Consider the following 16,716-nt stretch of genomic DNA (forward strand, 5'->3'; position numbering starts at 1 on the left):
TACCCACCCCCAGCCCCTCCCTTCCAGGGAGGGGAGCACAGGCCTTCCAATGTAGGAAATCGCCGGTTACCCCTGCCTGGGGACTTGGGGAGGGCGGGCATGGCGATCGGCGCACCGGTGGGCAAAAGCGGGGTCAACGATCTCGCCGACGTGATCGTCGTCCAGCATCTCCTAAACGATTGGCTCGCCGCAACCGGCCAGCCGCTCCTGCCCACCGATGGCGATTGCGGCCCGCGCACCATCGCCGCAATCACTGCCTATCAGGCCCAGGTCGTCGGCATTGCCAAGCCCGATGGCCTCGTCACGCCCGGCGGCAAGACCTGGATCGCTTTGTCGAGCGGCCAGGGCTCGGCAGCATCGCTGAGCGGCGCAACGTGGTGGCACGCCAACCAGGCCAGATATCCGAACAGCGAGAAGGTCGCCGATCTCGCCTCGCCTTTTCGCGATCGGGCGTCCGCCTTCATCGACGCGCTCAAGGCCGCTGGGGCGAAGGTCACCGTCTCCGCCACCCGGCGAAACCGCACCCGCGCGCATCTGATGCATTATAGCTGGCGCGTCTCCCGCGGCGAAATGGCGCCCGGGCAAGTCCCGGCCCTCGCTGGCCTGGCGATCCGCTGGGATCATGGCGACCTCGCCAAATCGAAAAAGGGCGCGCGGGAGATGTCCGACCTGTTCGGCATCGCCTTTCAGCCCTCACTCACGTCGCTCCACATCGAGGGCCGGGCGATCGACATGACGATTTCCTGGACCGGCACGATCGAAGTGAAGGACAAGGCCGGCAGGAAACGTCCCCTGGGCGCGCCGCGCAGCGGCGACACCAACACGGAACTCCACGCGATCGGCGTGACTTACGGCGTCCTGAAGCTGCTCAGCGACCCGCCCCATTGGAGCGACAACGGCCACTGAGACTGTTTTGGTCCGGCAGGACTGCCGACAATTATGGGGGGCCGGGTGGCGGACCGCGTGGCCCTTCGCGGTTGACAAGCCCAGACCCCCTCCGTAGGGGCCACCGCCTACCCCGTGCCCAGATGGCGGAATTGGTAGACGCACCAGCTTCAGGTGCTGGCGGTCGCAAGGCCGTGGAGGTTCGAGTCCTCTTCTGGGCACCATTTCCAAACAGAAATATCGGACCAGGCATTCCCCCGGCGGGGCGTCCCACTTCAGCCTGTCACGCGATACCGCGAACGCATTGGCCGATGTTCGATTTGGCTTGGACAGCCAGCCCAGCGCCGCATAGCGTGGCTTCGACTTGGCAGAGATCAAGGGAGTGGCGCACCAGATATGCGACATGCGGACGCCCTTGCGGTGGCGGCCGGATGCGGCTTCCGCGCCAGCTAATATAGGGAGAGGCTGGTGGGCCCGACGAACGCTGCGACTGATACGATCGGTGCTTCCGAAGGGCCCCGCACCAATGTGCGCTGGCAGATCATCGTGCTGCTCTTCATCGTCACGACGATCGCCTATGCCGACCGCGCGACATTCTCGATCGCGGGCGCCGCTGCATCCAAGGAGATGGACCTCTCGCCCGTAGCGATGGGCTATATCCTGTCTGCGTTCGCATGGGCATATGTGCTCGGACAGGTTCCGGGCGGCGCCCTGCTCGACCGGTTCGGCTCCAAGCGGGTCTATGGCCTGGCGATCGCGCTCTGGTCGATCTTCACGCTCCTCCAGGGAGTGACTGCCGGGTTAATCGGCTTCACGGCGGTAGTCGTCCTCTTCGCACTGCGCTTCCTCGTCGGCCTGGCCGAGGCGCCGTCCTTCCCGGGCAACGCGCGCATCGTCGCCTCATGGTTCCCCAAGAGCGAGCGCGGCACGGCTTCGGCGATCTTCAATTCAGCGCAATATTTTTCGCTCGTCGCCTTCGCTCCCCTGATGGGCTGGATCGCCCACAGCTTTCACTGGCGCTGGGTGTTCATCGTGATGGGCGTGTTCGGCCTGGTCGCCGCGGTGGGCTTCGTGCGGTTCCTCCATTCCCCCTCCGCGCATCCGAAGGTCAACAAGGCCGAGCTGGACTATATCGAATCCGGCGGCGGCCTGGTGCACATGGACGAGGTCGGCCACACCTCCACCAGCGCGCCCTCGCTGTTCACTTGGTCCAACGTGCGCCAATTGCTCACCAACCGGATGATGATCGGCATCTACCTGGCGCAATATTGCATCAACGTGCTGACCTATTTCTTCGCCACCTGGTTTCCGATCTACCTGGTCAAGGAGCGCGGGCTCAACATCATGGAGGCGGGCTTCGCCGCCGTCGCGCCGGCCTTGTGCGGCTTCGCGGGCGGCGTGCTCGGCGGCTTCATCTCGGATCGGTTGCTCAAGCGCACCGGCTCGGTCACCTTCGCGCGCAAGACGCCGCTTTTGATCGGCATGCTGCTCGCCTCATCGATCATCGCCTGCGTCTATATCGAGCAGGAGTGGCTGGTCGTCACGGTCATGGCGATCGCCTTCTTCGGCAAGGGCCTGGCCTCGCTCGGCTGGGCAGTGGTCTCGGATACCGCCCCGCCCAGTCTGGCGGGCGTCACCGGCGGCGTGTTCAACACCTTCGGCAACATCGCCGGAATCGTGACGCCGATCGTCATCGGATACATCGTCCAGGGCACCGGATCGTTCGATGGCGCGCTCATATTTGTAGGCGCGCATTGTGCGCTGACCATCTTCGCCTATTTCGTGATCGTCGGCAAAATCGAGCGGTTGGAACTGAAGCCGGCCTGAGATGGCTTCAGTCAGACGGCGCCGATTCAGCCTGGATGAAACGACTCAGATCCCGATCGTCTCGCCGCAGCTGGCGCAAAGCTCCAGCACGGGTTGGAGCGCCGGATTCATGTTGTCGCGTCGCCACGCCATGTAGAGCTTGGCCGGCCGCTCGGGCACGGTGGTGAGTGGGCGAAACTGGACGTCCTCGAAATGGAGCTCGGACGCGGAGGCTGGCACGAGCGCGGCGCCCAGGCCCGCCTGGACCATCCCGAGCATCGAATGGATCTGCGTCACGTGCTGCACATAATTGGGCTTGATGCCGGCGGCGTCGAACAGGGCGACCAGCATGTTATGGAAATAGCTGGCTCCTTCGCGCGAATACATGATCAGTGGCCGCTCGTCGAAATGCGCCAGCTCCAGCCCCCCTTCCGCCAATAGCGGATCGCCCGCGGGGAGGGCCGCCAGCAGCGGCTCGGCCAGCACGCTGCGCGTGTCGAATTCCTGACGCTCCAGCGGCGGGCGGACGAAACCGATATCGATCAGCCCCGTCAGCAGCCCTTCGACCTGCGCGCCGGTCACCATCTCGTGCAGCTCGCATTCGATATTGGGCAGGCGCGCGCCGGCGGCCGTCAGGATCTGGGGGAGGAAACGATAGCCCGAGACGGCCGTGAAGCCGATAGAAATGCGGCCCGCATCCCCCTTGGCCACGCGACGCGCCGCCAGCGTGGCGCTCTCCGTCAGCTTGATGATGCGGCGTGCCTCGATCAGGAACACGCGGCCTGCGGGGGTCAGCCGCACCAGCCGGCTGGTGCGCTCGAGCAGCGACACTCCCAGAATATGCTCTAGAAGCTGGATCTGCCGGCTGAGCGGCGGTTGCGTCATGTTGAGCCGCGCCGCGGCGCGTCCGAAATGCAGTTCTTCCGCCGTCGCTATGAAGCATCGCAACTGGCTTAGTTCGAACATGCCCCCGTGTAGCGGCGAACGTGACGGCGCGCCAGCATCAGGGTCGGTACTCGACACCGGCAACGTATCGGGCGCCGACCCTAGGCGGCGCTCTGCCTCTGGGCCGGCCGCGCGCGATCGATGAGCACGCGCAGTTCCTCTATCTCGGCGGGCTTCAGGTCGGTAAGCGGCGAGCGGACCGGGCCTGCGTCCTGGCCGATGATCTTCATTCCTGCCTTGACGATCGAGACGGCATAGCCTCGGCCCCTGTTGCGCAAGGCAATATAGGGGAGGACGAAATCGCGCAGGCCCGCCATCACCGCCTGATGATCCTGAGCCCGCACCGAGGCGTAGAATTCGAGCGCCCATTCGGGCAGGAAATTGAAGATTGCCGAGGAATAAGTGGTGACCCCCATCTGGAGATAGGCGGGAGCGAAGGTTTCCGCGGTGGGAAGCCCGCCGATATAGGTCAGGCGATCACCCATCCGCGCGAACACGCGCATCATCAGTTCGACGTCGCCGACCCCGTCCTTGAAGCCGATCAGATTGGGATTGCGGTCGCACAGGCGGGCCAGCGTGTCTTCGTCGACCACGGCGTTGTCGCGATTATAGACGATCACGCCCAATGACGTGGAGCGGCATACTGCCTCGATGTGATTGGCCAGCCCTTCCTGGCTGCAGGTGATGAGATAGGGGGGAAGGAGCAGCAGCCCGTCGGCGCCGCGCTTCTCCGCGTCACGGGCGATCTCGACTGCGATCGCGGTGCCATAGCCGCAGCCGGCGATCACAGGCACCTTCCCCGCGCCTTCGGCCACTGCGGCGGCGACCACGTCGCCCACCTCCTTGGGCGTCAGCGAGAAGAATTCGCCGGTTCCCCCGGCAGCAAAAAGGCCTGCAAGCGGAAAGCTTGCCATGTAATTGCAATGCTCGCGATAAGCGCCCTCGTCGAACCGCCCCTCCGCGTCGAAATGGGTGACGGGGAAGGAAAGAAGTCCTCCTCCGATCGACTTGGCCAATTGACTGGGCGCGAACTTGCTCATGTTCGATATTCCTGTTGTCTTGGTTGTCCGACGCCTGACATTTTCCGGTCTTGGGAACTCAGGCGGGTTGGTCTGTGCCTATCCGCCTGACGATCTCCGGTCCAAGCCAATGGCGCTATCGCTCGATGCAATGTCCCTCTCGATGGGCGGCCCCGGAAGGGGACCCGGGACCGCCCCGGCCTCTTCAGAACTTTGCCTGGAGGCCAATCGAGATCACACGCCCCAGCGGATTGGCGACATAGCCGTCATATCCGGAGGCGTTGTTGTAGAAGGGTGGCTCCTTGTCGAAAAGATTGCGGATGTTGAGCGTAATTTCCTTGTCCGCCATGAACCCGCTCTTGAACTCGTAACGCATGTTGAGGTCGAATACGAAGTTCGATTTGACGAGGTCGCCGCCGCTGACCGGGTTTCCGGCTGAGTCCTTGCCCGTCGGGAGCACCGAACTTCCCCCGAAATTCCGGTACTTGCCGGTATAGTTCATGAAAAGATTCGAGCTGAACCCCTCATACTCCCAGCCCAGATTCGCGCGTCCCTGAAGCTGGACCGACGGGAAAACGCCGTTCGCGCCGGTCGAATTCAGCACGCTATATTCGACGCCGTCAGCGCCATAGGACTGTTTGAAGCGCGTGAAATAAGTGATCGAGTTGCCGATCGAGAATGTGCCGGCTCCGTTGGTCACCACATCATAGTTCACGTTGGCGTCGATGCCCTGGACGTTCAGGTTCAGATAGTTCGAGTTGATCACCTGCAGGATGTACGAAGTTACCGAAGGGAGCGGAGTCGCCGGCGGTATGTAGCGGGTGGCCTGCTCGATCTGGGCGGGAGTCGCGCCGCCCGGATAGAAGTTGAGCAGATAGGCCAGCGATGGCGTGTTCACCACGAACCCGATCTGCGGCCCGGTGACCGCACCGGTCACCTTCGCATTCCACAGGGTGGCCTGCAGCTTGAAGCCGGGCATGGAGCGCGGGGCGAGATCGAAGCCGATCGCCCAGCCCTTGCCCTTTTGCGGCCCGGCATCGTGATCGCCGGTATTCACGCGCAATCCCTGGAGCGAAGAGATGTTGCAGGTCTTGGACGTGGCGGTGCAGCCGGCAATGCCCATTTGCGGCAGGGTCGGATAGATCGAGACCGGGACTTCGATGTTGTTGGTGAAGGTCTCGTAGCGCGAGTTGACGTACACGCCGTTCGCGTCGCCGATGATGCTGAGCGGCGGGGCCACAAAGGAAGTGGACACATTGCCCCGGAACCGAAGACCCGGCACCACGTCCCAGCTGAACGCCGCCTTGGGGTTGGAGGTTGTCCCGAAGTCGCTGTAATTGTCGATGCGTCCGGACAGGTTGACCTTGAAGCTGTCGACGAGCGGCACGCCCATTTCGGGCCCGACGATCGGGATGTTGATCTCGCCGAACACCGACTTCACCGAGCGGACGACTTCGAGCTGGAAGGTGGTCGATTGCGTGCTCGCCGGGCCGGCGCCGTTCCCGCCGAACTTGAACTGGTCAAGCGTGAAGCGCAGCAGCTCCCCGCCGATCGCGACGCCCACGTCGCCGCCCGGGAGCGAGAACAGGTTGCCGTCGGCCACCAGGCGCAATTGCCGCAGCCCGTGGATCTGGCGAAGGTCGTTCTTGTTGTCGAGCAACGCCGTGCGCACCGCGGCCGAGGTGCGATTGGTCGCGGCCGGGTTCCACACGTCGAGTGCGTTGGCGGCGGTGAGCGGTAGCTGCGTCACGAAGATGTTCGTACCTGGCAGCGATGCCGTGGTCAGGCTGCCATTGGCGTAGACGGTGCCGTTGAGCGCGAGGTTCGCGACGGCGCCGTTGATCGTGCCGGTCGTGCGATCATAGCTCTCGTCGCGGCCGGCGAGGGCCAGGAAGCTCAGGTTGAACCGATCTCCGATGCGATAGCGCAGTTCGATATCGCCATAGAAGCTGTCCGAGCCGCTCAGGGTTTTCGCCCCGCGGCCCAATAGCTCGTCGGCCTTCCAGCGCACCGTCTGGCGAGTGGCGGTCCCCGTATATCCGGCGGGAGTGATATAGAAGGGATTCGCCTGCGCGCCCGTGCCGAAGACGGTGGTGGTGAGCGTGCCGCGCGACGTATTGGCGTCGCTGCGGCGGACGCCGTAGACCATTTCGGCAGTGACGGTCAGGTTGCCGATCTCCTGGATGCCCTTGACCATCGCATTGTTGCGGACCTCGTGCGGCACCAGGCTGCCATATTCCCAGGCGCTGCATGGCGAATTGACGGCGCTGTTGGCCACCTGCTGGCCGGACGTCGCGTTCAGGAAGATGTTGCCGGCGCCGTTCGGCTGCAGGGTAGCCGTGTCGCAGTTGAAATTGCGGAAGTTCGTGCCGCCCTCGTCGATATGATAGGGATCGGTGAAGGGCCGCGCGGTATTCGCCAGCGCCTCCAGGTCAGAGCGCGAATAAGCGGCGATGATCGAGCCGTCGTCCCAGGTTTTGCCGATCAGGACCGAGGCGTTGTAGCCAAAGGCGCCGTCCTTGAAGGCGGCCTGCCCGGCAAGCTGGATACCGTCGAAGCGCTTGCGCGTGATGAAGTTCACCACGCCCGCGACAGCGTCCGAGCCATAGGTCGATGAAGCGCCCTCCGCGAGGACTTCGACGCGCTCGAGCATGTTGATCGGCAGGATGCCCGGATCGGTATTCGTATGATTGGTGCCGCCCGACGAGGTGCGGTGGCCGTCGATCAGGATCAGCGTGGTAGTGCTGGCGCTGGAGCCGAGCTGATGGATCTGGGGCTGATAATAGGAACCCTGGATCTGCCCCTGGCCCGACGTTCCCATGCTGGTGAGCGCCGGCACGGTCTGCAGCACCTGCGAGATGGTCTGGCCGCCGGTTTCCGCGATCTCCTGGGGGCCCACCTGGATCAGGTTGGACCCGACGGGCGCGACGCCACGGATGCTGGAGCCCGTGACCACGATCTCGCTGTTGGCGGCGGCTTCCTCGGTCGTGTCCTGTTCGTGCTCGGCGGTCGATTCAGGCGCCGCCACCGCTGGCGAAGCGACCTGCGCCTGCGCGCTGGTAGGCATGAGTGCCGCGACCGTCGCCATCGCAAATAAAGATGCGCCGAAGCGCAGGCTTGTTCCTACGGATTTCATGACCTCTCCCTTTCAGTATTTGGCGGCGCCTTCGTGGGCATCGCTTTTATTCGTGCATTCCGGGCCGGTGGCATTGAGGTTCATTCTCGGCCCGGGAAATCATGACGATGCATACGCAGCGGGGCGCGTGCGGTCTAAATCAAATCGCCTATCGACCGATGCCGGTTTGACATCGACGCGCGTCAGAAAGCCACATTGCAGGTGCGGGCTGGGTCATTATCGGCTCCTTGGGCGGAATTTCGGGTCCAACAAGCCCGATCAAACCAATCCACGCATGGGTCGATAGCGACTTTGGTTTAGACCGATCGTGCTCGGCTGGAGTAACCAGGGGACAATGCCTTTTTCCGACACGAGGCGGGAAACAGTGCGGAAACGATAATGAGTGCGGTCCGCCAAAGAGATCGCAACACGGGAGGATGACCATGAAATTGAGCCGCCGTATGCTGCTGGCCGCCAGCGCCGCATTCATTGCAAGCGCCGCCCCCGCCGCCGCGCAATCGTCCGCCACGGTCGAAGTCGCCACACCGATGGCTCCCCCGGAATGGGCGATGCTCGAGCGGACCTTGCTCAAGGTTCAGGCGGAGGGCGCCGAGCGCTTCTTCAACCGCTATTTCGACGAACGCGGTTATCTTCTGGTCGTGGAGCGCTGGGGCGCCAATGATGGCCCCGACGACGCGATCGAGAATATCAACGGCTGGCCGCAACTCTACGCACTGGGCGGCTCGGACAAGCTGCTGCCGATGATCAACAAGGCCTATGAGGGCCATGTCCGCCAGTACAGCGAGGCGAAGACGACCGAAGTGCCCTTCGCCAGGGAAGGGATGTATTACAAGGAATTCCCGGTCATGATGGACTGGCAGCATAACGGCGAGGGGATGACTCCCTTCAACGTGATGGGCCTGGCCGATCCCGAGAATCCGCGCCTCCGCGACCGCATCCGCCGCTTCGCCGATTTCTATGTCGATCCGGCGGTGGGCAATTACGATCCGCAGCACAAGATCATCAAGAGCATGTTCAACGGGAGCCGCGGCCCGCTGCTGCGCAAGACCACTTCGCTCGATTGGGCCGGCGATCCGATAGACGTCGCGCGCTTCGATCCCAAGGCGGTGCTGCACGGCGAGCGCAATTTCGAAGAGATGCTCGCGCACTATAAGGATTATGGCGACAGCCTGGGCGACAATCCGCTGAATCTGGAAACGGCCACGCTCGCGCTAAACGCCTATATGCTCGATCACGAAGCCAAATATAAGGACTGGTTGCTCGAATATGTCGGCGCCTGGCGCGATCGGGCCCGCGCCAACAATAATCTGATCCCCAGCAATATCGGCCTCGACGGCAAGATCGGCGGCGAAGTCGGCGGCAAATGGTATGGCGGCACCTATGGCTGGGGGTTCAGCCCGATCGTGCCGCAGACCGGCCTGCGCCAGGATCGCAACCGCGGTCCTCGCGCCGCCGTCGCCTTCCAGAGCGCCTATCTGCTCACCGGCGACGACAGCTGGCTCGACGTGTGGCGCAAGCAAGCCGATGTCATCAATGCGCAGAAGAAGATCGTCGACGGCAAGGTTACGACGCCGCGCATGTATGGCGACAATGGCTGGTACGGCTATGTTCCGGGCACCTACGACCTGAGCGCCGCCGACATCTACATCCTTACGATGAAGGCGTCGGACCGCGCCCGGGCGCCCGACGAGCCCTGGCTGCTCTATCTGGAAGGCAAGAACCCCAATTTCCCGATCGAGGCGATGCGCAAAGACCTGGCGGCGGTTCGTACCAGCATCGAAAAGCTGCGCGCCGACACGTCGACCGAGGATACGCGCCTCGCCGATACGGTGATGGACCAGAACCCCGCCAGGGTCGCCGCCTTGATTCACCTCATGCAGGGCGGCATCCACATGGGCATGCCGGGCTGGTCGCGCACTTCTCCATCGATCGGGGGGGCGCCGCAGCATGCGCGGCTCCGCTACTTCGATCCCGTCAAGCGCCGCCCGGGCGTGCCCGAGGATGTCGCGGCGCTGGTCGATGGCATGACGGCCGACACGACCACGGTGACTCTGGTCAATTTGAGCCTGAACGACGACAAGCTGGTCACGGTCCAGGGCGGCTCCTATGGCGAGCATCAGATCCTGTCCGTCGCAAACGGCACGCAGAGCCAGCCGGTCAACGCACGCACTTTCACTGTGCGGCTGGCCCCCGGCGCGGGCGCCCGCCTGACGCTGCGGATGAAGCGCTATGCCAACCAGCCGACGCTCGATCTGCCCTGGAGCCATTGATCCAGTCCCCCCTGCCCTCGGTTCGTACCGGCCGGCCGCCAGAAGCCGGCGAAGAGGAGAGAATATCATGATTGCCACTCGTCGCTCGTTCCTGTTCGGCACCACTGCCCTTTGCCTGACCGCCGCGGCCTCGCCGCTGGCGGCCAAGACGCTGGCGGACCCCGTGCTGGAGATTGCCACGCTTATGCCCGCGCCCGAATGGGCATTGCTCGAACGCGAGCTCATCGAATCGCAGACCGAAGCCTGCGAGGCGTTCTTCGAGCGCTATTTCGACGAGCGCGGCTATCTTACCGCCATCGAGCGCTGGGGCGGCAATGACGGGCCCGACGATGCGATCGAGAACGTCAACAACTGGCCTCAGCTCTATTCGCTCGGCGGATCGGAACGCATTCGCCAGATGTATGAGAAGGCCTATGAGGGCCATGTCCGCCAATATACCGAAGCGAAGACCACCGAAGTGCCGTTCGCGCGAAACGGCATGTATTTCAAAGAATTCCCGGTGATGATGGACTGGCAGCACAATGCAGAGGGACTGACGGTCTTCAACGTGATGGGCCTCGGCAATCCCTATAACAAGAAGTACCGCGACCGCGTTCGCCGCTTCGCCGGCTTCTACACCGGCGAGGATCCCGCGGCGCCGAATTACGATCCCAAGCACAAGATCATCCGCGCGATGTTCAACGGCAGCCGCGGGCCGCTGATGCGCAAGGCGACGGGGCTGGACTGGGCCGGCGATCCGATCGACGTGACCGGCATCGCGCCCGAGGCGCTGCTTCACGGCGAGCGCAGTTACGAAGAGTTCGTCGCGCATTTCAAGGATTACAACGACACGGTCGGCGACAATCCGCTCAATCTGATCTCCACCACGCTGGCGTTCAACGCCTATGCGCTGGCGCATGAGAAGAAGTATCGCGACTGGATCCTGGAATATACCGACGCCTGGGCAGAGCGCGCCAAGGCCAACAACGACATCATTCCCACAAATGTCGGGCTCGATGGCAAGCTGGGCGGCGAGACCGAGGGCAAATGGTATGGCGGCGTCTATGGCTGGTCGTTCAGCCCGGTCGTGCCGATGACCGGAGTGCGCGAGGACCGCAACCGCATCCCCTACAGCTTTCTGGGGTTCCTCAGCGCCTTCCTCATCACCGGCGACGATAAATATCTAGACGTGTGGCGGCGCATGACCGACCGGATCAATTCGAACGCCAAGATGGTCGATGGCAAGATGTCTTCCCCGACCATGTACGGCGACAATGGCTGGTACAGCTTCAAGCCAGGCAGGTGGCAAGTCGCGTCGCAGGATATCTACATGCTGACGATGAAGGCATCGGACCGCGCCCGCGCGCCCGATCACCCCTATCTGCTATATCTCGAAGGCAAGAACCCCGGCTATCCGGGGCAGGCGATGCGCGGCGCGATGAACAAGATCCGCGAGAAGGCCGAAGCGCTGCGCGCCGACACCACCACGCCGGACACGCGGCTGGTGGATACGATGATGGACCAGAACCCCGCGATCGTCTCCGAGCTTATTCAGCTGATGGAAGGCGGCGCGCATATCGGCCGGCCCGGCTGGTCGCGCATATCGCCCGGCGTTGGCGGCGCGCTGCATATAACCCGCCTGCGCTATTTCGATCCCGACACCCGGCGGCCCGGCGTCCCGAAGGACGTAGCCGCGCTGGTCGAAAGCATGACAGCCGATACGACCACCGTCAGCCTGGTGAATATCGGCTCCACCCATAGCCGCACCGTCACGATCCAGGGGGGCGCTTATGGCGAGCACCAGATCCTCTCGATTTCCGACGGCGCTACGACGCGGACGGTGGGCGACCGCACTTGCACGGTTCGGCTAGCGCCGGGGGCCGGCACGAAGCTGACGCTCAAGATGAAGCGCTATGCCAATCAGCCGACGCTCGATTTCCCCTGGGGCGCGCCGGCGGTGGACGAGCAGTTGCGCGACAAGGGCAAGCGTGAATCCGCGAACGGCAATCCCTATTGAATCAGTGAGCGGAAAGCCAAGCGATGACACCTGGCATGGCCGAAGGCGACCGTATCGTCCGGATCGACTTGTCGCTCGCCTTCCTGCCGCTCAAGGCCCCGGTCAGCGACGCCAAGGTGCTGACCGGGCGCCAGCGGCCGCTGACCGAAGTCGCGTTCCTGTTCGCGGAGATCGAAAGCGCGCAGGGGCATAAAGGACTGGGCTTCAGCTATTCGAAGCGCGCGGGCGGCCCCGGTCTCTACGCCCATGCCGCGGAGATCGCCGATCGGCTGCTGGATGAAGACCCGAACGATATCGAACGGCTGTGGATCAAGCTGGTCTGGGCCGGCGCCTCGGTCGGCCGCAGCGGCCTCGCCACCCAGGCGATCGCGGCGTTTGACATCGCATTGTGGGACATGAAGGCGAAGCGCGCCGGGCTGCCGCTCGCCAAATTGCTCGGCGCGCATGCGGATTCGGTGCAATGCTACAACACCTCCGGCGGGTTCCTGTCGACGCCGATAGACGAGGTTCTCGAGAATATCGACGGGGCGCTCGCTACGGGCATCGGCGGAATCAAGATCAAGGTCGGACAGCCGGATTGGAAGCTCGATCTGGCCCGGCTGGAGGCAGTGCGCGCACATATCGGGCCGGACGTGCCGCTGATGGTCGATGCCAACCAGCAATGGGACCGCACGACGGCGCTTCGCGTCGGCCGCGTGCTGGAGAGCTTCGACCTTACCTGGATCGAAGAACCGCTCGATGCTTACGATGCGGAGGGCCACGCCCAGCTCGCCGCCGCGCTCGATACCCCCATCGCGAGTGGCGAAATGCTGACCAGCGTCGCGGAGCATGGTGAGCTGATCCGCCTGGGCGCGGTAGATTTCATCCAGCCCGATGCCCCTCGCGTGGGCGGCATCACCCAGTTCCTCAAGATCATGGCGCTGGCCGATCGGAAGCGGCTGCGCATGGCGCCGCATTTCGCGATGGAAATCCATCTCCATCTCGCGGCGGCCTATCCCCACGGCCCGTGGGTCGAGCATTTCGATTGGCTTGATCGGCTGTTCGAGGAGCGGCTGGAAATACGCGATGGCCGCATGCTCGTCCCCCGCCGGCCCGGCCTTGGCTTCAGCCTCAGCGAACAGGCGCGCGCCTGGACAGTCAGCAGCGCGCGCTTCGGCCGATCCTGACTGGCCAGACGGCGGCAGCTTCGGAGTGCCGAACGGCTTTGCTAAGGCCGACGCAGAGCGACATCTTGCGCCTCATCAGGACGGGCCGCTCAGCACTCAGGGGGCCGCAGGCGATAGCCCACCGCCGGCTGGTTCACGATAAGCTCGGGCAGTGCGGGGTTCTGTTCCAGCTTCTGTCGGAGCGCGCGCACCGCCACTCGCAGATAATCGATCTGGCCTTCCTGCGCCGGCCCCCAGACAGCGCGGAGCAAATGTGCATGGGTCAGCACCCGGCCCGCATGTTTTGAGAGCTCCGCAAGCACCGCATATTCCTTGGGTGTCAGGTGAACCTCTTCATTTTCCCTGCGCACGGAGCGCCGATAGAGGTCGATCGTGACCGCGCCGATCTGGATGGGCTTCCGATCGGAGCCTGGGCTGAGATCGACTAGGTTCTCGATATATCGATCCAGCTTCGAGGTTTCCGCCGATACGGTAGCGACCAGCGCCTTGTCGCTGGCGCCGTCACGTCTCAGTGCGCGGGCGGCGCTTAGGATTGCCATGAGCCTCGGCTTGACGTCCTCGCCGATGGACGCGAGCAAGGCCGAACGCAGCCGATCGCGCTCGCGCAATGCCGCGAACTCCCGTGCCTCACGCTCCAGCCGCGCGCGTTCGAGGGCAAGCGCGGCCTGATCGAGAAGATTGTCGAGCAGCAAGAGCAAATGCTCCTGCACGGGCTGCAGGCCGTCGTCGCGAGCAAGCCCGACAGCGGCCAACACTCCATGATCCGATGCTACAGGGTGGAATTCCCAGTCGGCAAGCATCGCCCGGCGAATCCCCCGTCCGGTGCGGTCGCAAGTTTGCAGCGCCAGCGTTGCCGCGGCGATGTCGCCCGGAGTGAGAGACATTTCAGTCGGCGCGCTTGCCACCAGCCTGGGGTCGTCGCGGCCCATCACGAGCACCACATTGCAACCCAGCAGGCCATACAGTTCGCGCACTGCCGCGTGCGCGATGTCCAACTCGCTCGCACTGGACAGCAGGCGACGCGCGAAGCCCGCGATCGTCGCGTTGCGCGCGGCATGCCCCCGCGCGAGATGCGCCTGCTCGCGCATCGAACCGGCGAGGTGACTTGTGACCAGCGCCACCAGAAACAGGATGGCGACCGTCACCATGTCCGCCGGGCTGTAAATGACGAAGGAGCGATAAGGCGCGGTGAAGAAGTAGTTATAGGCCAGGGTGGACGCGAGGGCGGCGGCCAGCGCCGGCCATAGCCCGCATAGAATCGACGCCCCCAACACGGGTGGCAGATACAGGAGGACCACGGGTCCACTTCCCCACCGGGGCGCGATCAGCAGGCCCGCCAGAGTCGAGGCAGCGACCATCAGCAGCGCAGTCCCATAGGCCTGCCAGCGCGGCGCGATGCCTGGCGCCCAGCCTCTGTATGCGAATGTGCGCCTCGTCATGACGGCTGAGATTGCGCGCTGGCCCACGCCCCGTCGAGCACATTTTGTCGCGATCCCGGGTTCATCTCCGAAGCCCCCGAGCAAAATCCACATGGAATCTTTATGCGAGTCGGGACCAGGCTTAGGACATGACCGAAGCCACCAATACGTCGCCGATCGCAGATTTGGCGCCTACCGCACCCGGGCCCAAGGAAAGGCTGCCCATCCTCATGCTCGGTGCGATCGGTGTCGTCTATGGGGACATCGGCACCTCCCCGCTTTACGCGCTGAAGGAAAGCTTCATCGGGCCTCATCCCCTGGCTGTCGATCGCCTGCATATCTTCGGGGTGCTGAGCCTGATCTTTTGGTCCCTGATGCTGATCGTAACTGCGAAATACGTCTTCATCGCCATGCGCGCGGACAATCGGGGCGAAGGCGGCTCGTTCGCCCTGCTCTCCTTGATCTCTCGGCACCTCAAGGGGAAGAAGTGGAATGCCGGGCTGGTAGTCCTGGGCGTGCTCGCCGCTTCGCTATTCTATGGCGATGCCATGCTGACGCCGGCAATCTCCGTGCTTTCGGCGGTGGAAGGACTGACGATCGTGGAGGCAGGCCTCCAGCCGCTCGTATTGCCCATCGCCGTGACCATCCTAATCGCGCTGTTCTTGATACAGGCGCGCGGCACCGCCCGGGTGGGCGCGATCTTCGGCCCGATCGTGTTGATCTATTTTGCCACGCTTGCGACGCTCGGCATTGCCAATATCGTAAAGCATCCCGAGATCTTCGGGATTGTGAATCCGTATTGGGCCTTCGCATTCTTTCGCTACGATCCGCAACTCGCTTTCCTCGCCATGGGATCGGTGTTCCTGGCGGTCACCGGCGCCGAGACGCTTTATGCGGACATGGGCCATTTCGGCCGCAAGGCCATCGGCCTCAGCTGGGTGACGCTCGTCTATCCCTGTCTCATGCTGAACTATATGGGGCAAGGCGCCCTCTTGCTGGACACTCCGGAAGCCGTGGCCAACCCCTTTTACCTGATGGCCCCGGAATGGGCGCGGCTCCCGCTGGTGCTCATCGCTACCGCCGCCACGATCATCGCGAGCCAGGCGGTCATTTCGGGCGCTTTTTCCGTCACGCACCAGGCGATCCAGCTCGGCTTCCTGCCGCGGCTGCGCACGCTCCACACAAGCGAGAAAGCGGCGGGACAGATCTATATCCCGTCCATCAATTGGGGACTCCTCGCGATGGTGCTCCTGCTGGTGCTCGGCTTCCGCGAATCGACCCGTCTTGCCTCGGCTTATGGCATCTCGGTCGTCGGCACGATGCTGATCACGACCATCATGCTCGGGTTCCTGATCTTCCGCGTATGGCGCTGGAACCGGTTGGCGGCCACGGGCGTGATCGGGCTCTTCCTGCTGATCGACGGCATATATTTCGCTTCGAACATCACCAAGATTCCCGATGGCGGCTGGTTCCCGCTGGTGGTCGCCGCCGTGCTCTTCACGATCCTGACCACCTGGGCGGCTGGCCGGCGGCTGATGCGCGAGCGGCTGGGCGAGTCGGATGTGCCGCTGCCGGTGTTCATCAAGTCGGCGGCAGCCTCGGCGCACCGGGTGCGCGGCACGGCGGTCTTTTTGTCGGCGTCACCGGAAGGATGCCCCTCGGCGCTGCTCCACAACCTCAAGCACAATCAGGTGCTTCACGATCGGGTGTTGATCCTCACGGTCAAAGTAGAGGAGGTGCCCTTTTCCGAGGCCGGCAAGCGCCTGGAAGTCCACTATGCCGGCGAAGGCTTCTACAGGATCATCCTCCACTACGGGTTCATGGAGGATATCGATATCCCGCGCGACCTGGCCCGGGTCGACTCGATCGGCGAGCCCTTCAACATGATGAGCACCAGCTTCTTCCTTGGTAGGCAGAAGCTGATCGCATCTGCCGAAAGGCCCGGAATGGCCATGTGGCGCGAACGGCTTTTCGCCTGGATGATGAAGAGCTCGGAAAGCGCCATGGAGTTCTTCAAGCTTCCAACCAATCGTGTCGTCGAGCTGGGAAGCCAACTGGAGATCTAGCGCAGGTCC

The 16,716-nt window shown here is 63.6% G+C and carries 10 protein-coding genes and 1 tRNA gene; 7 read left to right on the forward strand and 4 right to left on the reverse strand.

The genetic code is table 11. The annotated features are described in order from the left end of the window. Positions 1–99: 99 nt before the first annotated feature. From VF617_RS07230 to VF617_RS07240, 3 genes are all read left to right on the forward strand, one after another. The gene (locus tag VF617_RS07230; RefSeq protein ID WP_331014198.1) at positions 100–906 is read left to right on the forward strand and encodes a hypothetical protein; all 807 of its coding nucleotides are present in this window, start codon (positions 100–102) and stop codon (positions 904–906) included. 116 nt (positions 907–1,022) lie between these two features. Further along, positions 1,023–1,109, forward strand: a tRNA-Leu gene (locus VF617_RS07235). 244 nt (positions 1,110–1,353) lie between these two features. Next, positions 1,354–2,712, forward strand: coding sequence for an MFS transporter (locus VF617_RS07240; protein ID WP_331014199.1), 1,359 nt, complete (start codon positions 1,354–1,356; stop codon positions 2,710–2,712). A gap of 45 nt (positions 2,713–2,757) precedes the next feature. Here VF617_RS07240 and VF617_RS07245 read toward each other — a convergent pair whose 3' ends face one another. From VF617_RS07245 to VF617_RS07255, 3 genes are all read right to left on the reverse strand, one after another. Then, the gene (locus VF617_RS07245) at positions 2,758–3,657 is read right to left on the reverse strand and encodes a LysR substrate-binding domain-containing protein (protein ID WP_331014200.1); all 900 of its coding nucleotides are present in this window, start codon (positions 3,655–3,657) and stop codon (positions 2,758–2,760) included. Between the two features lie 80 nt (positions 3,658–3,737). Continuing rightward, complete coding sequence (kdgD, locus tag VF617_RS07250; protein WP_331014201.1) at positions 3,738–4,676, reverse strand: 5-dehydro-4-deoxyglucarate dehydratase; 939 nt, start codon at positions 4,674–4,676, stop codon at positions 3,738–3,740. Between the two features lie 184 nt (positions 4,677–4,860). After that, on the reverse strand, positions 4,861–7,791 hold the full coding sequence (locus tag VF617_RS07255; protein ID WP_331014202.1) for a TonB-dependent receptor domain-containing protein: 2,931 nt from the start codon (positions 7,789–7,791) through the stop codon (positions 4,861–4,863). Between the two features lie 422 nt (positions 7,792–8,213). On the opposite strand from VF617_RS07255, the gene VF617_RS07260 reads away from it, so the two are divergent. The 3 genes from VF617_RS07260 to VF617_RS07270 all read left to right on the forward strand — a co-directional run bounded on the left by VF617_RS07260 (position 8,214) and on the right by VF617_RS07270 (position 13,223). After that, a complete protein-coding gene (locus tag VF617_RS07260) occupies positions 8,214–10,061 on the forward strand; it encodes a hypothetical protein (protein ID WP_331014203.1) in 1,848 nt (615 codons plus the stop codon). 67 nt (positions 10,062–10,128) lie between these two features. Beyond that, positions 10,129–12,057 carry a hypothetical protein gene (locus VF617_RS07265; RefSeq protein WP_331014204.1) on the forward strand — a complete coding sequence of 643 codons (1,929 nt, stop codon included), beginning with the start codon at positions 10,129–10,131 and terminating at the stop codon, positions 12,055–12,057. A gap of 35 nt (positions 12,058–12,092) precedes the next feature. Then, complete coding sequence (locus VF617_RS07270) at positions 12,093–13,223, forward strand: L-talarate/galactarate dehydratase (RefSeq protein ID WP_331014205.1); 1,131 nt, start codon at positions 12,093–12,095, stop codon at positions 13,221–13,223. A gap of 89 nt (positions 13,224–13,312) precedes the next feature. Here VF617_RS07270 and VF617_RS07275 read toward each other — a convergent pair whose 3' ends face one another. Then, complete coding sequence (locus VF617_RS07275) at positions 13,313–14,662, reverse strand: DUF4118 domain-containing protein (RefSeq protein ID WP_331014206.1); 1,350 nt, start codon at positions 14,660–14,662, stop codon at positions 13,313–13,315. A 128-nt stretch (positions 14,663–14,790) separates the two neighbouring features. Here VF617_RS07275 and VF617_RS07280 point away from each other — a divergent pair, with 128 nt between their 5' ends. Continuing rightward, a complete protein-coding gene (locus VF617_RS07280; RefSeq protein WP_414713980.1) occupies positions 14,791–16,707 on the forward strand; it encodes a potassium transporter Kup in 1,917 nt (638 codons plus the stop codon). The last annotated feature ends 9 nt before the right edge of the window (positions 16,708–16,716 follow it).

Origin of the sequence: Sphingomonas sp. (assembly GCF_036388215.1) — a bacterium.
Taxonomy (GTDB): Bacteria; Pseudomonadota; Alphaproteobacteria; order Sphingomonadales; family Sphingomonadaceae; genus Sphingomonas.